This is a genomic window from Bacillus sp. AR13-1 (genome assembly GCF_008042285.1).
Lineage (GTDB): Bacteria > Bacillota > Bacilli > Bacillales > Bacillaceae_G > Bacillus_A > Bacillus_A mycoides.
Genome location: NZ_QNUA01000046.1, coordinates 70482 through 89110, shown reverse-complemented (window position 1 = coordinate 89110; position 18629 = coordinate 70482). Strand labels below are relative to the sequence as shown.

Annotated in this window: 14 protein-coding genes, 15 tRNA genes and 2 pseudogenes; 24 read left to right on the top strand and 7 right to left on the bottom strand. The window is 38.5% G+C overall.

The window, feature by feature from the left end; all coding sequences use genetic code 11:
• Positions 1–31 precede the first annotated feature (31 nt).
• From DN408_RS27855 to DN408_RS27785, 15 genes are all read left to right on the top strand, one after another.
• A tRNA-Pro gene (locus DN408_RS27855) sits at positions 32–105 on the top strand.
• Positions 106–119: 14 nt separating this feature from the next.
• Positions 120–192, top strand: a tRNA-Ala gene (locus DN408_RS27850).
• Positions 193–212: 20 nt separating this feature from the next.
• Positions 213–289 (top strand) — tRNA-Met (locus DN408_RS27845).
• A gap of 4 nt (positions 290–293) precedes the next feature.
• Positions 294–370: transfer RNA gene (locus tag DN408_RS27840), tRNA-Ile, on the top strand.
• A 17-nt stretch (positions 371–387) separates the two neighbouring features.
• Positions 388–480, top strand: a tRNA-Ser gene (locus DN408_RS27835).
• 27 nt (positions 481–507) lie between these two features.
• A tRNA-Met gene (locus DN408_RS27830) sits at positions 508–584 on the top strand.
• Between the two features lie 3 nt (positions 585–587).
• Positions 588–663 (top strand) — tRNA-Asp (locus tag DN408_RS27825).
• A 14-nt stretch (positions 664–677) separates the two neighbouring features.
• A tRNA-Phe gene (locus DN408_RS27820) sits at positions 678–753 on the top strand.
• Between the two features lie 14 nt (positions 754–767).
• Positions 768–843: transfer RNA gene (locus tag DN408_RS27815), tRNA-Thr, on the top strand.
• A gap of 10 nt (positions 844–853) precedes the next feature.
• Positions 854–929 (top strand) — tRNA-Lys (locus DN408_RS27810).
• A 13-nt stretch (positions 930–942) separates the two neighbouring features.
• Positions 943–1013 (top strand) — tRNA-Gly (locus DN408_RS27805).
• A gap of 6 nt (positions 1014–1019) precedes the next feature.
• A tRNA-Ile gene (locus tag DN408_RS27800) sits at positions 1020–1096 on the top strand.
• A 7-nt stretch (positions 1097–1103) separates the two neighbouring features.
• Positions 1104–1178, top strand: a tRNA-Asn gene (locus tag DN408_RS27795).
• 6 nt (positions 1179–1184) lie between these two features.
• Positions 1185–1275: transfer RNA gene (locus tag DN408_RS27790), tRNA-Ser, on the top strand.
• Positions 1276–1281: 6 nt separating this feature from the next.
• Positions 1282–1353: transfer RNA gene (locus DN408_RS27785), tRNA-Glu, on the top strand.
• A gap of 180 nt (positions 1354–1533) precedes the next feature.
• Here DN408_RS27785 and DN408_RS27780 read toward each other — a convergent pair.
• Entirely contained in the window at positions 1534–2580 is a 1047-nt protein-coding gene (locus DN408_RS27780) for an FUSC family protein (RefSeq protein WP_078178334.1), read from the bottom strand.
• A 684-nt stretch (positions 2581–3264) separates the two neighbouring features.
• Here DN408_RS27780 and DN408_RS27770 point away from each other — a divergent pair.
• On the top strand, positions 3265–4209 hold the full coding sequence (locus DN408_RS27770) for an L-lactate dehydrogenase (RefSeq protein WP_002129674.1): 945 nt from the start codon (positions 3265–3267) through the stop codon (positions 4207–4209).
• A 173-nt stretch (positions 4210–4382) separates the two neighbouring features.
• On the opposite strand, the pseudogene DN408_RS27760 reads toward DN408_RS27770, so the two are convergent.
• A pseudogene (locus DN408_RS27760) lies at positions 4383–4736 on the bottom strand (dockerin type I domain-containing protein); the annotation flags it as partial.
• Positions 4730–4849, bottom strand: a pseudogene (locus DN408_RS27755) (TasA family protein); the annotation flags it as partial. The pseudogenes DN408_RS27760 and DN408_RS27755, both read right to left, overlap by 7 nt.
• 470 nt (positions 4850–5319) lie before the next feature.
• On the opposite strand from DN408_RS27755, the gene glgB reads away from it, so the two are divergent.
• The 6 genes from glgB to DN408_RS32260 all read left to right on the top strand — a co-directional run bounded on the left by glgB (position 5320) and on the right by DN408_RS32260 (position 13560).
• On the top strand, positions 5320–7257 hold the full coding sequence (gene glgB / locus DN408_RS27750; RefSeq protein WP_078178332.1) for a 1,4-alpha-glucan branching protein GlgB: 1938 nt from the start codon (positions 5320–5322) through the stop codon (positions 7255–7257).
• A complete protein-coding gene (gene glgC / locus DN408_RS27745) occupies positions 7205–8335 on the top strand; it encodes a glucose-1-phosphate adenylyltransferase (protein WP_050000918.1) in 1131 nt (376 codons plus the stop codon). Before glgB ends, glgC begins: the two co-directional genes overlap by 53 nt.
• Positions 8336–8353: 18 nt before the next feature.
• Positions 8354–9388, top strand: coding sequence for a glucose-1-phosphate adenylyltransferase subunit GlgD (gene glgD / locus DN408_RS27740; protein ID WP_078178331.1), 1035 nt, complete (start codon positions 8354–8356; stop codon positions 9386–9388).
• 137 nt (positions 9389–9525) lie between these two features.
• Entirely contained in the window at positions 9526–10956 is a 1431-nt protein-coding gene (glgA, locus tag DN408_RS27735) for a glycogen synthase GlgA (protein ID WP_002167471.1), read from the top strand.
• Positions 10957–10974: 18 nt separating this feature from the next.
• Complete coding sequence (gene glgP, locus DN408_RS27730) at positions 10975–13383, top strand: glycogen phosphorylase (protein ID WP_016095894.1); 2409 nt, start codon at positions 10975–10977, stop codon at positions 13381–13383.
• A gap of 54 nt (positions 13384–13437) precedes the next feature.
• Positions 13438–13560: a hypothetical protein gene (locus tag DN408_RS32260; RefSeq protein ID WP_003192091.1), complete on the top strand. Its 123-nt coding sequence runs from the start codon at positions 13438–13440 to the stop codon at positions 13558–13560.
• A 72-nt stretch (positions 13561–13632) separates the two neighbouring features.
• Here DN408_RS32260 and DN408_RS27725 read toward each other — a convergent pair whose 3' ends face one another.
• Positions 13633–14355, bottom strand: coding sequence for a lipase family protein (locus DN408_RS27725; protein WP_002089241.1), 723 nt, complete (start codon positions 14353–14355; stop codon positions 13633–13635).
• 141 nt (positions 14356–14496) lie between these two features.
• Here DN408_RS27725 and DN408_RS27720 point away from each other — a divergent pair, with 141 nt between their 5' ends.
• Positions 14497–15267, top strand: coding sequence for a MerR family transcriptional regulator (locus DN408_RS27720; protein ID WP_078178330.1), 771 nt, complete (start codon positions 14497–14499; stop codon positions 15265–15267).
• Positions 15268–15290: 23 nt separating this feature from the next.
• On the opposite strand, the gene DN408_RS27715 is transcribed toward DN408_RS27720, so the two are convergent.
• The gene (locus tag DN408_RS27715) at positions 15291–16073 is read right to left on the bottom strand and encodes a TIGR00266 family protein (RefSeq protein ID WP_002015806.1); all 783 of its coding nucleotides are present in this window, start codon (positions 16071–16073) and stop codon (positions 15291–15293) included.
• A gap of 321 nt (positions 16074–16394) precedes the next feature.
• Between DN408_RS27715 and cspD the strand changes: the two genes are divergently transcribed.
• Entirely contained in the window at positions 16395–16595 is a 201-nt protein-coding gene (gene cspD / locus DN408_RS27710) for a cold-shock protein CspD (RefSeq protein ID WP_001193051.1), read from the top strand.
• A gap of 43 nt (positions 16596–16638) precedes the next feature.
• Here cspD and DN408_RS27705 read toward each other — a convergent pair whose 3' ends face one another.
• On the bottom strand, positions 16639–17370 hold the full coding sequence (locus tag DN408_RS27705; protein WP_078178329.1) for a yteA family sporulation protein: 732 nt from the start codon (positions 17368–17370) through the stop codon (positions 16639–16641).
• Between the two features lie 124 nt (positions 17371–17494).
• The gene (locus tag DN408_RS27700) at positions 17495–18448 is read right to left on the bottom strand and encodes a 1,4-dihydroxy-2-naphthoate polyprenyltransferase (RefSeq protein ID WP_002015811.1); all 954 of its coding nucleotides are present in this window, start codon (positions 18446–18448) and stop codon (positions 17495–17497) included.
• Positions 18449–18629: the final 181 nt, after the last annotated feature.

Sequence of the window (18629 nt, the reverse complement as noted above, 5' to 3'; positions counted from 1 at the left end):
TTCGACTCCTCTCGGGCGCGTTTTTTATTAACGGGAAGTGGCTCAGCTTGGTAGAGCACCTGGTTTGGGACCAGGGGGTCGCAGGTTCAAATCCTGTCTTCCCGATATTTTCAAAATATGGGGCCTTAGCTCAGCTGGGAGAGCGCCTGCCTTGCACGCAGGAGGTCAGCGGTTCGATCCCGCTAGGCTCCACTTATTTGAATATAATTTATGGCGGTGTAGCTCAGCTGGCTAGAGCGTACGGTTCATACCCGTGAGGTCGGGGGTTCGATCCCCTCCGCCGCTACCATAAAGGACCTTTAGCTCAGCTGGTTAGAGCAGACGGCTCATAACCGTCCGGTCGTAGGTTCGAGTCCTACAAGGTCCACCACTCAAAGTTCATTTCTCGGAGGTATACCCAAGTTCGGCTGAAGGGATCGGTCTTGAAAACCGACAGGCGGCGAGAGTCGCGCGGGGGTTCGAATCCCTCTACCTCCTCCATTTTTTCTAAATTAAATATTATATCATCGCGGGGTGGAGCAGTACGGTAGCTCGTCGGGCTCATAACCCGAAGGTCGCAGGTTCAAATCCTGTCCCCGCAACCAAATGGTCCCGTGGTGTAGTGGTTAACATGCCTGCCTGTCACGCAGGAGATCGCCGGTTCGACCCCGGTCGGGACCGCCATTTTTTTACATAAAGGCTCGGTAGCTCAGTCGGTAGAGCAGAGGACTGAAAATCCTCGTGTCGGCGGTTCGATTCCGTCCCGAGCCACCATTTTGAAATCGCAAGCCGGCTTAGCTCAATTGGTAGAGCAACTGACTTGTAATCAGTAGGTTGGGGGTTCAAGTCCTCTAGCCGGCACCACTTTCAAAATGAGCCATTAGCTCAGTTGGTAGAGCATCTGACTTTTAATCAGAGGGTCGAAGGTTCGAATCCTTCATGGCTCACCATTTTTAATTTAATGCGGGTGTAGTTTAGTGGTAAAACAAGAGCCTTCCAAGCTCTGGTCGAGAGTTCGATTCTCTTCACCCGCTTTTTATGGGCCTATAGCTCAGCTGGTTAGAGCGCACGCCTGATAAGCGTGAGGTCGATGGTTCGAGTCCATTTAGGCCCACCATAATTATTCCGCAGTAGCTCAGTGGTAGAGCTATCGGCTGTTAACCGATCGGTCGTAGGTTCGAGTCCTACCTGCGGAGCCATATTATAGAGAAGTACCCAAGTGGCTCAAGGGGCTCCCCTGCTAAGGGAGTAGATCGCGAACGCGGTGCGAGGGTTCGAATCCCTTCTTCTCTGCCAGATTTTGGCCCGTTGGTCAAGTGGTTAAGACACCGCCCTTTCACGGCGGTAACACGGGTTCGAATCCCGTACGGGTCATACTAAAAGAGATAGCATAATCTGCTATCTCTTTTTTGTTGTATATATGTTATCTAAAGCGAACTTTTAGTAGTCTGCTTTTTTTATAAAAGATGGAGTATGAAAAGGTCATTATAGGGGGGGGGGTCTACTGGAAAAGATACCTAAAATGTTAAAGCATCTTTCGCTAGATAACCACCTTTACACTGATTTCGCCATCGCTCTACTGAATATCAAGTTCACTGCAATCACGATGACTGCACCGATAAGGGTTGCAAATACACGGTCGAACAGAATGATAAACTGGAACGGCTTGCCGGCTTCCATGATCAAAATAATGAGCGGGATCATGGTTGCAGAGTATACAAGATAATTTCGAACCTTTAGAAGAGGTCGAACACCTGCGAATAGCCCGATACTTATAACTAACCCCCAAATTGGTAGACTAGTTGCGAGAAGCAAGCTCGCAACAATCACGCCGATTACTGTACCAAGCACTCGTTGTGTTGTTTTGATTGGAAAGAGTTCTATTTTCCGCTGAGTAAGGATTGCTACGGTAATTGCAATCCAATAGAAGTGGTGCTCGGGCCAAAGTATTCGCAATCCCTCAGCTATACCTAGACATAATGCGAGCCTGATTGGGAATTGCCAACTGGATAGGTGTGCAAGAGAGTTCCACCATAGAATGATTTTTTTCGATGTTGGCCCTTTCACAGCTCCATCCAGCGATGATTTAAAACAACGGTGTACCCAGATGCCTAGCACCAAGCTGATACTGACGGTCCAAATCGCCCCTGCTAAGATTGAAAAAATTAGTTCCATCCGGTACTCCGTCTGGTCGACCATATTGAGGATGATAATCAGGAATACGACAAAGCGTGTTGTTGCCACCGCCAAGGCACGACTATATCCGCCAATTAACGCAGCAAGGCTTACCAGCAGGATCAAGACTCCAAATGTCAGATAGCCATGTCCGAAAGAGAGAACAGCAGCAATCGCAGCGAGCACTACTGATATCAGCGCTGATGCCAACCTTTTCCCGTGATTTATAAAACTCGAACCGACTTTCACGCTACTGACTGCCAAACTGCCGACCGATGCAGCAAAACCAAGAGCGGGATAGCCTAGAACTGTGGCGAACAGAACGGGTCCGGCTATACCTATGCCGGCGGAAATGAGTTCTACTATTTCTACCTTGGCCTCCTTAGACCAAGAAAACACTTGAGCCCTATATGTCTTTACATTCATCTATAGCACCTCTTCCGACCCAAAGAGTAGGGTACAGTTTAATAATAGGCTCTTTCTTTAATCCATGGACATGTGGTGATACCTATGTCCATCAGGCTAATATTTTGAAGTATCCCCAAAATGAAAATTTTATCTTTCCAGAGTTATTTATAATAATTCAGCTCATTTTTTTCGATATGGGGAAATACCAATTTCTTAAGTTGATGGCAATGTATGGTGACCCCTTATAAAAACCTCTAAAAGTATTGCTGCGGATTTACAAAAGTTAAATGATGAGAATTATTTGAAGGCTAACTTCTTCGCTCCAGCCAAATTTTGAGGTGGGAGTCTTACTACCCACAAATAGCGGGATAAATAATATAGATAGAAGAAGCTATTCTTGTCGAAACGTCGATATAACCAAAGTTGTGTTCGATATAATTTCACTTACCAAGAAAACTTTAAGAAAAAACCTTTCACAATCTAAAGAAAACGCCTCCATTGAGATGGATTTCACCCGCATTCTAACAACTTTACACTCTATGTGAAAAAGTTCACAAATAGGTCATAATTTGTGAACTTTTTCACAATAATCCGTGCTACAATATGTATGTAAAGAAGTTAAACAACATTAAATTAGTATTTTAATTAATTACTTAAACAATAATAAAAAATAGATATAAACAATTGAAAGGGGAAATTAACATGAAAAAAGGTATCAATCGCGTAGTATTAGTAGGAACAGGAGCTGTAGGTTGTAGTTACGCTTACTCAATGATCAACCAAGGTGTAGCTGAAGAATTCGTACTAGTAGATGTTAATGAAGCAAAAGCAGAAGGAGAAGCAATGGACTTAAGCCATGCGGTACCATTCTCTCCAGCACCAACAAAAGTTTGGAGCGGTAGCTATGCAGATTGTAAAGATGCAGATTTAGTAGTTATCACTGCTGGATTACCACAAAAGCCAGGCGAAACTCGTTTAGACTTAGTTGAGAAAAATACAAAGATCTTTAAACAAATTGTTCGTGGTATTATGGATAGCGGATTCGATGGAATCTTCTTAATCGCAACTAACCCAGTTGATATTTTAACTTACGTAACTTGGAAAGAATCCGGTTTACCGAAAGAGCGCGTAATCGGTTCTGGTACTACTTTAGACTCTGCTCGTTTCCGTTACATGTTAGGTGACTACTTAGATGTAGATCCACGTAACGTTCATGCTTACATCGTTGGTGAGCACGGTGACACTGAACTTCCAGTATGGAGCCACGCTACTGTAGGTGTACAAAAACTAGAAACAATCTTAGCGAACAACGAACAGTATAACCAAGAAGATTTAGATAAAATCTTTGAAAATGTACGCGATGCAGCTTACCACATTATTGAGCGTAAAGGCGCAACTTACTACGGAATCGGTATGTCACTACTTCGTGTAACTAAAGCAATCTTAAGCAACGAGAACAGCGTATTAACTGTATCGGCATACCTTGAAGGTCAATATGGTGAGAAAGATGCTTTCGTAGGTGTTCCAGCTGTTATTAACCGCGAAGGTGTACGTGAAATCGTAGAACTTGAGCTAAATGAAGAAGAAAAAGCGAAATTCGCTCATTCTGTAAAAGTATTAAAAGAAACAATGGCACCAGTACTATAATAATTGCTAAATAATTCAGAGGCGGGAAACTGCTTCCTACCTCTGAGTTTTTATATAATTTAATATAAATTCCTTTTCCGGTTTCCCTTGTATATCCCCAATATACCCCTTTTGCTGGATAAGGGTCGTTTATAGAAAAGAGCACTCTACTTTATATAGAGTGCTCTTTATTATTATTTTTTAGGTGTTAATCCTAATTTCTTTAAAATATCTGCCAGTGTACCGCTTTTTGATTTTTCTACAGGTGTTTGTGATTTTGCTGCATCTGGTCCTTTTTTCAAGAATTTCTTTTCTACGAAGCGAATGTCTTTTTCGTCGACGATGCCGTCATTATTAAGATCGCCATCTTTTACAGATACTCCTTTTTTACCATAGTTATTAGCGATAATTTCAGCATCTTTAATATCAATTATTTTATCGCCATTTACGTCGCTTGCAAGGTTTTCATCTGGACGAGCATATTAATATTGACCGAGTAGCTTACCATCTTTTTCAGTACCTAATTTCGTTGTTAGACGGTTTGAAATGAATTACTCGATGTTTCAGAATCACTGAAATAGGCGAATACACCGCCGAATGTAAGGGATAAGCCAAGTGAAGCTGTGACAACTCCCATTCCAACCTTTTGTTTTAATGACATAAGAAAGCCCCCTAATTTAATTTTTATCAGACTTTCGCCTGGAGCATCGATAGAGTAAACATAGTGTTTCAGTATGAATTATATTTGCGAAGGTTCAATGTTCTTTATTGAGAATGAGTATATGCTTATGAATTTTCCATTTCAATAAAATTGTGACAAAAAATATTGAGAAACATTTTTTTATGACAGATTATTTTGTTACGATTTTAAGTGATAAATAGCGAGTAAAATAGGATAAATCTTATGAAATAAAGGTTGAGAAATAAATAATAGGATGAAAGGATAGTAGGAAATGAAGCGTTTGCAATGAATATTCGTCAAAATTCGATAATTTACACGGAAAATGTGAAAATTTTAAGTGAAATTTAAGAAAAAAACGAATATTTTTTAAAAAATAACAAGGATATTTCAGTTTTTCGCAGAAATGATAAAGAGTAAAAAATTTCTGTCATCTTAGTGAGGTGAACATATTGGATGTAATAAATTGTGAAGAAGTGAAACGAGATGAGTTTCATACAGAAAAGTACTATGACAGTTATAACATCTTTGGCGCACATATTGTGACGGAAGATGGGATGCGAGGTGTACGATTCACAGTATGGGCTCCTCATGCGAAAGCAATGAGTGTTGTTGGGGATTTTAATGAATGGGATTATGAGCAACATAAGATGCTACAAGTGACAGAAGAGGGGATTTGGTCCTTGTTTGTACCGCATATTGAAGAGAATGATATATATAAGTATGCGATTGAAACGATGGATGGTGACGTTATTTTAAAAGCGGATCCTTATGCAGTATATGCAGAAGTAAGACCAAATACGGCATCTGTAGTTTTTGATATAGAGGGATATGAATGGAATGATAAAAACTGGATTCGTAAGAGAAAGAAAAAATCGATTTATAAAGAAGCGATGACAGTTTATGAATTACATTTCGGTTCTTGGAAAAAGAAAGAAGATGGCGCTCTGTATTCTTACAGAGAAATGGCCGAGGAGCTCATTCCGTATGTGGTGGAACATCAATTTACACATATTGAAATTATGCCGCTTGTTGAGCATCCATATGATCGTTCTTGGGGATATCAAGGAACAGGATATTATGCAGCGACAAGTAGATTCGGCACGCCACATGATTTGATGTATTTTGTCGATGAATGTCATAAATATGGAATCGGTGTCATTTTAGATTGGGTACCGGGGCATTTTTGTAAAGATGCTCACGGTTTATATTTGTTTGATGGGACACCGACTTATGAATATAAAGATAGAGACGTACAAGAAAACCTTGTATGGGGAACTGTTAATTTTGATTTAGGGAAGAGAGAAGTACGTAATTTCTTAATTTCAAATGCGTTATTTTGGATGAAGTATTTCCATATTGATGGTTTCAGGGTAGATGCAGTTGCGAATATGCTGTACTGGAATAAAGAAGGAAAAGAGCAAAGCAATGAACACGCCGTTTCTTTCTTACGAGAGTTAAATGAAGCCGTGTTTGCAGAAGATGAAGAGTTTCTTATGACAGCGGAAGATTCAACAGCTTGGCCACTTGTAACAGCTCCAACATACGAGGGTGGACTTGGATTCAATTATAAATGGAATATGGGTTGGATGAATGATGTGCTGAAATATATGGAATGTGCGCCAGAGTACCGGAAATACATTCATGAGAAAATGACATTCTCTTTAATATATGCTCACTCTGAAAACTTCATATTGCCGCTTTCTCATGATGAAGTCGTTCATGGGAAAAAGTCGTTATTAAATAAAATGCCGGGAGATTACTGGGATAAGTTTGCTCAGCTTCGTTTATTATATGGATATTTCTTTACTCATCCAGGTAAGAAATTACTCTTTATGGGTGGAGAATTCGGGCAATTTGATGAGTGGAAAGACCTTGAAGATTTAGATTGGAATTTACATGATTTTGAAATGCATCGTAATATGCATGATTACTTTAAAGAGCTCATAGCATTGTATAAGCGCTCAAAACCACTTTGGCAGTTAGATCACTCGCCTGAAGGATTTCAGTGGATTGATGCTAATAATAATGAGCAAAGTATTTTCTCGTTTATCCGCCAAGGGGATAAGCAGGAAGATGCGTTAGTTGTCGTATGTAATTTTACGAAAGCTACATATGAAAACTATAAAGTAGGTGTAACAGATTTCGAGTACTATAACGAAATTTTAAACAGTGACTCGGCGCAATATGGCGGATCGGGGCAAGTTAATAAGAAACGTCTCAAGACGATTCTAGAGCCATATCATAATCAAGCGGCACATGTAGAAATTACAATTCCACCATTTGGCGTATCCATATTACGACCAGTGAAGACGAGAAAGGGGAGCAAAAAACAAGATGGCTCAAAAACAAAAGTGCGTAGCAATGTTACTAGCAGGGGGAAAAGGTAGTCGTTTAAGTGCATTAACAAAAAATTTAGCCAAGCCAGCTGTTCCATTTGGTGGTAAATATCGCATTATTGATTTTACGTTAAGTAATTGTGCAAACTCCGGTATTGAAACGGTTGGGATTTTGACGCAATATCAACCACTCGAACTTCATAATTATATCGGAATCGGCAATGCTTGGGATTTAGACCGAGTAAACGGTGGAGTCACAGTATTACCTCCTTATGCGGAGTCTTCAGGTGTGAAGTGGTATACAGGTACGGCAAGTGCCATTTATCAAAACTTAAACTATTTAAGTCAGTATGAACCAGAGTATGTCCTTATTTTATCAGGAGATCATATTTATAAAATGGATTACAGTAAAATGCTAGATTACCATGTTGAGAAAGAAGCGGACGTTTCGATTTCTGTTATTGAAGTGCCTTGGGATGAAGCGAGTCGCTTTGGCATTATGAATACAAATGAAGAGATGGAGATTGTTGAGTTTGAAGAGAAACCGCAATTTCCAAGAAGTAATCTTGCATCAATGGGAATTTATATTTTTAACTGGGCAATTTTGAAAGAGTATTTAGAAATGGATGCAAGAAATCCTGAATCTAGTAATGATTTCGGAAAAGATGTACTTCCGCTTTTATTAGATGAAGGGAAGAAGCTAATGGCGTATCCGTTTGAAGGGTATTGGAAAGATGTTGGAACAGTGAAAAGCTTATGGGAGGCGAATATGGATTTACTTCGCGATGAAACATCGTTGAATTTAAACGACCGTAACTGGCGTATTTATTCTGTCAATCCAAATGAGCCACCTCAATATATTGCGGAACAGGCGAAAGTAGAAGAATCGCTTATTAATGAAGGATGCATCATTGAAGGGGACGTGAAGCATTCTGTGTTATTCCAAGGGGTAACGGTGGAAGAAGGTAGTATGGTTATTGATTCCGTTGTTATGCCAGGGGCAAAGATTGGAAAAAATGTTGTGATTGAAAGAGCGATCGTTGGATCGGAAATGGTTATTGAAGATGGAACAATCATTCGTCCAGAAAAAAATGTTGACGATGTAGTATTAATTGCTGAAGGGAAATAGAAAAGGGGGATGAAATGAATGGGAGAAAAAATGTTAGGAATTATTAATGCAACGGGAAGTTTTCCTTCCTTAAAGAAAGTAACAGGGCATCGTTCATTAGCGGCGTTACCGTTTGGGGGCCGTTACCGACTCATTGATTTCATGCTTTCAAATATGGTGAATTCTAATATTCATAGCGTAGCGGTTTTTACAAGTCATAAAAATCGTTCTTTAATGGATCATGTAGGTTCAGGGAAACAGTGGGATTTAGATAGAAAACGAGACGGACTGTTTTTATTCCCACCAAATTGCCAATGTGACCAAGATGAGTTTGGGTCTTTTGCACATTTTAGAAGGCATATTGATTATTTTCTAAGAAGCAGAGAAGAATACGTTGTTATTACGAATAGCCATCTCGTAACGGCATTAGATTTTCAAGCAGTGTTAGAGCGACATATACATACGTCAGCTGATATTACCGAGGTTTGTCATGAAGGCATTTCGCTTCAAACATACGTGTTAAAGAAACAATTGTTGTTAGATTTATTTGAGACATATAAAGATGTGGAGCAATACAGTTTATTTGATGTAGTGAGAGAAAAGCGCGGAAAATCACTACATATTGCTACGTACGAGCATACAGGATATGTAGCTATTATTGATTCGATTGAAAATTACTATAAACATAGCTTAGAAATTTTGCAACCTTCTATTTGGAAGCAATTATTTAAGAAAGAAGCACCAATCTTTACGAAAGTAAAAGATGAGCCACCAACTCGTTATATGAAGGGTGCAGTCGTGAAAAATACGATGATTGCAAACGGCAGTATTATTGAGGGTGAAGTAGAAAATAGTGTTGTCTCCCGTTCTGTTAAAATTGGAAAAGGTTCAATTGTTCGTAATAGTATTATTATGCAAAAGAGCCAAATTGGAGATAATTGCATAATAGACGGTGTTATTATCGATAAAGATGTGAAAATTGGCGACGGCGTAGTGTTAAAAGGAAATGCCGATGAGCCATATGTTGTAGAAAAAGGTAGTGTACAAAATAGTACAATCAACAGTTATTCGTAAATAGCAGGTGCATAATTAGTGGGGGATTTAGAAAACCCCCACTAATTAAGGTTTTACTCTATATGAAAACTTGAAGGGAGGAAGCTGTAAGAAGAGCGATTTATGATGTATACGCTTTTCGTGCAGTGGAACAACAGGTGAATATTTTATTTGCAGTATCAGAATGTGTACCGTTTATTAAATCCGGAGGTCTAGCTGATGTAGCAGGAGCGCTTCCAAAAGAATTAAAAAAATTAGGAGTGAATGTTCGCATTATACTTCCAAACTACAGTCTTATCCCGAAAGAGTTAAGAGAAGGATGTACGCTTCATAAAGTAATTAGCGTTCCCCTTGGATGGAGAAATCAATATTGCGGGATTTTAAAAGGTGAGCAGGACGGGATTACGTATTACTTAATAGATAATGAATATTATTTTAAGAGAGATTCTCTATATGGCCATTATGATGATGGGGAGCGTTTTTCTTATTTTTCAAAAGCAGTTTTAGAGTGTATTCCGCATCTTGATTTCGAAGTAGATGTTCTTCATAGCCATGATTGGCATACAGCTATGGTTAATTTCTTACTTCGTGAAAAGTATCAAGATAACCCGTTATATGAGCATATTAAAACGGTATATACGATTCATAACTTGCAGTTCCAAGGTGTATTTCCTCCTGAAGTGATGTACGACTTACTGGAGCTTGGTCATGAATATTTTCATAGTGAACAGCTTGAGTTTTATGGAAACGTGAACTTTATGAAAGGCGGTATTATCGCATCTGACCAAATTACAGCGGTTAGCCCGACATATAAAGAAGAGATTCAATATGAGTTTTTCGGTGAGAAGTTAGATGGATTGCTACGAAAATATAATGATAAGCTTAGTGGCATTGTAAATGGAATTGATACGAGCGTATATAATCCAGAAACAGATCCATATATTACGGCTCAGTATAGTGCAGAATCGCTAGATGAAAAGAATGAAAATAAACGCGCATTGCAGCGTTATTTTGGTTTACCAGAAAAAGAAGATACACCAGTTATTTCGATGGTAACACGATTAACGAAACAAAAGGGGCTTGATCTAGTACGTACTGTATTCCGTGAAATAATGGAAGAAGATGTACAATGTATTATTTTGGGGTCAGGCGATTCTGAATACGAGCAGTTCTTTGAATGGATGGCATACGAGTATCCAGAAAAGGTAAAAGTATATATTGGGTTTAATGAAGCGTTAGCGCACCAAGTGTACGCGGGAAGCGATTTGTTTTTAATGCCATCGCTGTTTGAACCGTGTGGACTTGGACAACTTATTGCGTTAGCATATGGCACGATTCCAATTGTAAGAGAAACAGGCGGATTAAATGATACTGTACATTCTTACGATGAGGACACTGGAATTGGGAATGGCTTTAGCTTTACGAATTTTAATGCGCATGACATGTTACATACGATTCTTCGTGCAATTGAGTTTTATCAAGATAAACCGGTATGGGATAAGCTTGTAAAGCAAGCGATGACTGAAGATTATAGCTGGGGGAAATCTGCTCTTGCATACAAGAAATTGTATAAAAGTCTCATGGAATAACATTGAGGTGGTGAAAAAATGTTTACTCATGTTGAAAGCTTCAAATCCGCTTTTCTAGAAAAATTAGAAACGATGTATGGGAAAAGTTTCAAAGATTCTACAACTCGTGATCAGTATAATACGCTCGGTCATATGGTACGTGAGTATATGAATAGTCAATGGATTGCAACGAATGAAAGTTATCGTTCTGGAGATCAAAAACAAATGTATTATTTATCCATTGAATTTTTACTTGGGCGTTTACTAGGCAGTAACATATTGAATTTAGGCATTCGAGATGTATGTGAAAAAGGACTTTTTGAACTTGGAATTTCTTTGCACGAGTTAGAAGAGATTGAAGCAGATGCTGGCCTTGGTAACGGCGGACTTGGACGTTTAGCAGCCTGTTTCCTCGATTCACTCGCTTCTTTAAACTTACCAGGACATGGCTGTGGTATTCGTTATAAGCATGGTCTGTTTGATCAAAAAATTGTTGATGGCTATCAAGTAGAATTTCCAGAACAGTGGCTTCTTCATGAAAACGTTTGGGAAGTAAGAAGGTATGACCAAGCTGTAGAAGTAAGTTATTTTGGAAACGTTGAACCACTAGAAATTGATGGACGTTTAGAGTTCAGGCATACAAATGCAGAAGTTATTATGGCAGTACCATATGACGTTCCAGTTGTAGGGTATGAAACGAGTACTGTAAATACGCTTCGGCTTTGGAATGCGGAGCCAGTTCCTTTCCCGCAAAATTGTAAAGATATTTTGAAATATAAGCGTGAAACAGAGGCCGTATCGGAGTTTTTATATCCAGATGATACGCATGATGAGGGGAAAATACTTCGTTTAAAACAACAGTATTTCCTCGTATCAGCAAGTTTGCAAAATATCGTTCGTATGCATAGGGAGAGACACGGTAGTCTTCGTCAGTTACATGAAAAAATCGCGATTCATATAAACGATACACATCCGGTTCTAGCAATTCCAGAACTTATGCGTATTTTATTAGACGAAGAAAAATTGACATGGGAAGAAGCTTGGCACATAACAACGCAGACGATTTCCTATACGAATCATACGACGTTATCAGAAGCGCTTGAGAAATGGCCAATTCGCATTTTTAAACCGTTATTACCGAGAATTTATATGATTATTGAAGAAATTAATGAACGTTTCTGTCATGAGCTTTGGGACCGTTATTCGTACGATTGGAAGCGTATTGAGGACATGGCCATTATTGCGCATGACCTTGTGAAAATGGCTCATTTAGCGATTGTTGGTAGCCATAGCGTTAACGGTGTGGCTAAAATTCATACAGAAATTTTAAAGCAGCGTGAAATGCGATTGTTCTATGAATTTTATCCAGATAAGTTTAATAATAAAACGAATGGAATTGCTCATAGGCGCTGGTTAATGAAGGCGAATCCACAGCTGACGAATCTTATTTCGGAAGCGATTGGAGAAGAATGGAAGAAAGAGCCAATTAAGCTGCAAGCACTGCAAAACTTCATACATGATACTAGTTTTCAAGAAAAGCTTGCAGGGGTAAAACAAGAGCGTAAGATTATTTTAGCGGAGAGCATTCATAATAAAATGGGGATCACTATTGATCCAAATTCTATTTTTGATGTGCAAGTGAAAAGGTTACATGCCTATAAACGACAGTTATTAAATGTTCTTCATATTTTGTACTTGTATAACCGTTTAAAAGAGGATACTAGTTTTTCATTTTACCCGCGTACTTTTATTTTTGGAGCGAAAGCATCACCTGGCTATTATTATGCGAAGAAAATTATTAAATTAATAAATGAGCTTGCAAGAAAAGTGAATACCGATCCGTACGTAAGTCAATTTATGAAAGTTATCTTTCTAGAAAACTACCGAGTTTCTTTAGCTGAAGATATATTCCCGGCGGCAGATGTAAGTGAACAAATTTCAACTGCGAGTAAAGAAGCATCGGGAACAGGTAACATGAAATTCATGATGAATGGTGCAATTACACTCGGAACGTTAGATGGAGCTAATATTGAAATAAAAGACCGGGTCGGTGATGATGCCTGCTTCATTTTCGGCTTAACAGCGGATGAGGTTCTTCATTACTACCAAAACGGTGGATATCGTGCAAGTGACTATTATCACCACAATATGCACATTAAAAAAGTAGTAGATCAGTTAACGAATGGTTTCTTTGCACAGTCGGGAGCTGAATTTGAAGCGATTTATGATTCTCTCGTTATTCAAAATGATGAATACTTCGTTCTTCGAGATTTTAGCCCATATGCTGAAAGACAAGAAGCTGTCGGAAGGGCCTACGAAAATAGGGAGAAATGGCTGGAAATGTCGATTTTGAACATTGCACAATCGGGGCATTTTGCGAGTGATCGAACAATTTTGCAGTACAGTAATGAAATTTGGGGTATTGGTAATACTGTTAAACTTTTTTAGATGAAGGCCCCTTTTGAAGGGGCTTTTATTTATTTTGCTTAAGAAAGGTAAGGCATGAACGTATATATTATACCTGTTCCGCCATATTCGCCTGTCGCAAAGTATGAAAATGTAAAGAAACCTGTAAACGAAAAAATTATTATAAGAAAAAGTGCAAAGAAAAATTTTAGCATGTAAGGTCCCCTCATCCGAAAGTAATTTCATAGATTATTATAGTATACAAATATTAAATTTCCAATTGTTTACTGGTTAAAAATGAGAGGTCAGACATGTTTTGTATGTTGTAATGGAATGGTTATTCGTAATGGATTTTGTATTTTTCGTAAATGTCATGTTGTGATGGACGTGTGCATATTCCCAGTCTTTATCATTAAAATGGACATTTCTTGGAGGGAGAAGAGGAACGACATCGAATAAATTGACAAAACGAAAGCTACTAGCTACTTGCAGTTTATAATAATTTCGAAAGGCGATATCTCCAACTTTTGGAGAGGCAAAGGTATAAAGACCGTACTGTGCGAAGGCAGTATTTATACGTGCATCTAGTATGTGTAGTGTAGCGAGTGCACCGCCTAAGCTATGGCCTGTTGCAAGAAGTTTCTTATGGGCTGGTAATGACACGAGCATATCCATAATGGAATCCCGGCAAGATTCATAAATTGAAAGAAAGCCATTATGGACATTTCCACTATTTAAAGCATATGGGTATGGCTTTTGGTTAACGAGTGAATCGATAATCCAATCTGTATCTGTTTGTGTGCCCCTAAAAGCTACAATAATTGTATCCTCAGATTCTAATATGAATCCGAACCATTCTGTCTTTTGAATGGCCTTTCCTTGAAACCCTTGTACATATTGGAACCCATCGGGTATTTCGAAAATGCCATTTTGTTTATATTGTTCATACGTTAGATCGCAGCAAGATGCTAACAATATGGCAGTGTCTTTATCAAAGGATAAAGGAGTACGCATCAAGAAAGCCCTCCTTAAGAAAAGGTATAGTTCAATATATGCAGTGAGGGACTTGATTCATTCTTTTTGAAAAAAGGCTTGAACCTACAGTTACGTGAGGGAGTATGATTTTTGTAAACATATTGTTAGGAGGAGTGTAGGATGAGCAAAAAGGAAGGCTATTCAATTGGTGAGTTTTCAAAGAGAACAGGTATATCAATACGAACACTACAGTATTACGATGAACTTGGCCTGCTTAAACCTGAAAAAAATATAAATTCAGGACACCGTGTATATAAAGATAGAGATATATTAGCGCTCCAAAAAATAGTGAGTCTTAAAGTATTAGGATATAGTTTAGAAGAAATTCGTGTCATGCTCAATGTGAAAAGTTTGAATATAAGCTTAAAAGAAACATTACAAAATCAAAGAGTAGCCTTTGAAGAAAAGAAAAAACAACTTGAAGTTTCGATAAAGGCGATTGAACGAACAATGGTATACCTTGAGGAAGATGAAGAGGTAGATAGTAACATATTAATGAGCTTAATTAATAGTATCCAAAAAGAAAACGAACAACGTTTATGGCTTGAAGAATATGTATCAAAAGAAGTGGCTGATGGATTATATAATAAGCCGGAAGAAGAGGACATAGCACTTGATAAAGAGTTTATGCGTTTAGCAAAAGAAGTGAAAAGGTTATTTGGAAGACAAATTGAGGATTCAGAAGTGCAAAAATTGGTTGATGAACATATGAAAGTGACTCTTAAGTATGTCGGTGAAGAGACAATGTATTCTCTAGGTAAATTAGAGAATGTAGAAGAACAATATAATAATATGATGCCTTTTCCTTATACGGAAGATGAAGGGGCGTGGCTTAATGAAGCGATGAAATACTTTATGATCCAAAATGGTTTGTATAGTCCACCTAAATAAAAAGTGCCCTATAAGGGCACTTCTTACTCTTTTCCATCTAATAAACGACCAAGTCCGCCTAAAACGCTACCTTCACCGCTGTTTTGAGCTGCTGGGCTTGTAAGGCGTGCTGCTAAGCGGCTAAGTGTTAAGGACTGAATCCAAACCGTTCCAGGACCTTCTAGCGTTGCGAAGAATAAACCTTCACCGCCAAATAGAGCTGTTTTTACTTTTCCAACGAATTGAACATCGTAGTTAACGTCTTTTGTCATTGCAACGAGACAACCTGTATCAATGCGAAGTTTCTCACCAGGTTTTAATTCACGCTTATATACAGTTCCGCCTGCATGCATGAAAGCTAGACCATCACCTTCAAGTTTCTGCATGATGAAACCTTCACCACCGAAGAAGCCAGTTCCTATTTTTTTAGTAAACTCAATTCCGATAGAAACACCTTTTGCGGCACAAAGAAATGCATCTTTTTGGCAGACTACTTTTCCTTGATATTCTGTTAAATCAACAGGAATAATTTTTCCAGGATAAGGAGCGGCGAATGATACGTGTCGTTTGCCATGACCTGTATTTGTAAATACAGTCATAAACATACTTTCACCTGTAACGAGACGTTTACCTGCGCCCATTAATTTACCGAATAGACCATTAGATGGTCCAGAACCATCACCGAAAATCGTTTCCATTTCGATATGATCTTCCATCATCATCATTGCGCCAGCCTCTGCGACAACGCTTTCTTCTGGATCCAATTCAATTTCAACAAACTGCATATCATCGCCATATAATTTATACTCGATTTCATGTGCTTGCATTTTTTCACCTCATCATATGTAGTAATTATATTGTACAGAAATCAAAGGAATTAGAATACTGTAGTTTTATTAATTTTTGAATAAAAATAGAATGAAAATTTAAGGTTATACTAGAATTATAAAAAACGATGGGACGAAAGTGTTCTCATTTGACGTTTTTGATATAGCATGATATAGTGAAAACACTATTGAGCTACATAATGTGGTACGGAAATAAAGCACGTTGTATTAAAGGCTGTAAGCTTGTTATACATTCATGTCCTTTATATCCACCTTTTCATGTGGATTCATAGTTTCATTTTTATTTAGGAGGTACATGACATGCAAACAGGTAAAGTTAAATGGTTTAACGGCGAAAAAGGTTTTGGCTTCATCGAAGTTGAAGGCGGAGAAGACGTATTCGTACATTTCTCAGCTATTCAAGGCGACGGCTTCAAAACTTTAGAAGAAGGTCAAGAAGTTTCTTTCGAAATCGTTGATGGAAACCGCGGACCACAAGCAGCTAACGTTACAAAAAACTAATTAGCTAGCGAAAAGAAGCATTCCGAATTTCGGAATGCTTTTTTTATGCTTTAGAACCAGACTCATCTGAAGATAATTCACCTTTAAAGGTGCGTTCTTCAAAGTCATCAAGCAATTGTTCATATTCTTCATGTTCTTCTGTTGCGAAAACTTGTGGGTTTTTTCCATACATATCTGTTCCAATAAAGTTTTCGAAATCCTCTACATACCCAACATTTTCTTCACTATTTACGTACATGCCATTATAGTTTTTTGAATCCTGTCTTTCTAAATCGGATGGTGTTTCTGATGTTCCGTAATTTGCGACGTCTTGCCAAGCATCTTCAGCATCGTACTCTACAGAATGATCTTCGTCGTGCTTATGAAACGAAGGATCTAGCACCTCTTCTTCAACTGGGCGCGTCTGCATATCTAATTTATTTGTAGTGTGCTGAATACACGTTGTAGCAGTTGGCATTGCTTCTAATCTTTCAAATGGAATTTCCTCACCAGACACTTCGCAAATTCCGTACGTACCAGCTTCAATTTTTTGCAGAGCATGTTTCGTATCTTCTAACTGTTTATGCCAAAATTCGATGAGTCCGAAATCTTTCTCACGTTCGTACAATTCTGTAGCCATATCACCTGGATGGTTGTCATAGCTAGACAATTCTCCTACTGAATCACGTTCAGATGCACGGTTTTTATCTTCATGAGTTTGTATCGTTTGTTCAACTTCTTGCTGTTGTTTTTCTAGAATAGATTTAAATTGATTTATTTGTTGTGGAGTTAACATAGTCGTCCACCTTCCTACAATTCAGTTTCTTTACATAGTATGAGCGTTGAGAGTAGGAATTATGAGATGAATTTCAGCCGGGAAGTCGGTATATGAAAAAAGGAGCCGCATAAGCAGCTCCTTTCTATAGGAAATATCCAAGCAATAATCCGATTCCCATTAGGAGACCGAAAATTGTATTTGTTTTTGCTGTTGAAATCATCGCAGGTACCATTTCCATTGGAATGCTTTTGCCGATAAAGCCTTTCGTCGCTTTAAATGCTTTCGGTACACTTAAGAATACGATAAGCATCCATGGTGATACGATGTTAACGATGATTAAAGCGATTGTCCAAATGTAGGCAACGATAAACATAGAAGCAAGTACACCAACGGCTCTTTCGCGTCCAACGAGAATTGCTAACGTTTTACGACCATTTTCTTTATCACCATCTAAATCACGAATATTGTTAGATAGTAAAATTGCACCAATTAAAATGGAGCTTGGAATAGATAATAAAATCACTTCTGATGTTACTGCGCCTGTTTGGATAAAGAATGAAATACCAATAATAATGACACCCATAAATAATCCTGCTGTTAGCTCTCCAAATGGTGTGTACGCAATTGGAATAGGGCCACCAGTGTAAAGGTAAGCAACGGCCATACAAACAAGACCGATTGCAGCAAGCCACCAGCTAGAGTTCATACAAATATAAACACCTAATAGCGTTGCGATGCCTAAAAATCCGAATGCTAAGTTAAGAACGGTTTTTGGTTTAATGCCATCGCGGACGATAGCACCGCCTATTCCAACTGAACCTTCATGATCGAGTCCTCTTTTATAATCAAAGTATTCATTAAACATGTTCGTTGCTGCTTGAATGAGAAGGCAAGCAAGAAGCATCATAAAGAAAAGAGGAAGATGTATTTGATTTATACCTCCGACCTGCATTGCAAAAGCTGTTCCGATGAAAACAGGAACGAAAGCTGCTGTTAATGTATGGGGACGTAATAAACTCCACCAAATTCGCCAGCCTGTTTGTTTACTTGGCTTTGGCGCCGTAGGAGAGGAATTCGTTTCGACGTTCATTTCCATGTTGAATCCTCCTTGGTCACATATTGTACACAATTAAGTGTAGAAAAAGCATCATTTAGTGTCAACGTTTATTTTCTAGGAAGAGAAGGTGAATTTCTCAGAAATGCTAAACGTTGACAGGCCTTTCCTTTGAGGTGTATCTTAAAATCAAGCGTAATTATGACTATTTTTCGCCCATAGG

What these genes read in the sequence shown, in the direction of transcription:
- DN408_RS27780 (WP_078178334.1), bottom strand. Translation starts at nt 2,580, where the DNA reads ATGAATGTAAAGACATATAGGGCTCAAGTGTTTTCTTGGTCTAAGGAG.
- DN408_RS27770 (WP_002129674.1), top strand. Translation starts at nt 3,265, where the DNA reads ATGAAAAAAGGTATCAATCGCGTAGTATTAGTAGGAACAGGAGCTGTA.
- glgC (WP_050000918.1), top strand. Translation starts at nt 7,205, where the DNA reads ATGGCTCAAAAACAAAAGTGCGTAGCAATGTTACTAGCAGGGGGAAAA.
- glgD (WP_078178331.1), top strand. Translation starts at nt 8,354, where the DNA reads ATGGGAGAAAAAATGTTAGGAATTATTAATGCAACGGGAAGTTTTCCT.
- glgP (WP_016095894.1), top strand. Translation starts at nt 10,975, where the DNA reads ATGTTTACTCATGTTGAAAGCTTCAAATCCGCTTTTCTAGAAAAATTA.
- DN408_RS32260 (WP_003192091.1), top strand. Translation starts at nt 13,438, where the DNA reads ATGAACGTATATATTATACCTGTTCCGCCATATTCGCCTGTCGCAAAG.
- DN408_RS27725 (WP_002089241.1), bottom strand. Translation starts at nt 14,355, where the DNA reads ATGCGTACTCCTTTATCCTTTGATAAAGACACTGCCATATTGTTAGCA.
- DN408_RS27720 (WP_078178330.1), top strand. Translation starts at nt 14,497, where the DNA reads ATGAGCAAAAAGGAAGGCTATTCAATTGGTGAGTTTTCAAAGAGAACA.
- DN408_RS27715 (WP_002015806.1), bottom strand. Translation starts at nt 16,073, where the DNA reads ATGCAAGCACATGAAATCGAGTATAAATTATATGGCGATGATATGCAG.
- cspD (WP_001193051.1), top strand. Translation starts at nt 16,395, where the DNA reads ATGCAAACAGGTAAAGTTAAATGGTTTAACGGCGAAAAAGGTTTTGGC.
- DN408_RS27705 (WP_078178329.1), bottom strand. Translation starts at nt 17,370, where the DNA reads ATGTTAACTCCACAACAAATAAATCAATTTAAATCTATTCTAGAAAAA.
- DN408_RS27700 (WP_002015811.1), bottom strand. Translation starts at nt 18,448, where the DNA reads ATGGAAATGAACGTCGAAACGAATTCCTCTCCTACGGCGCCAAAGCCA.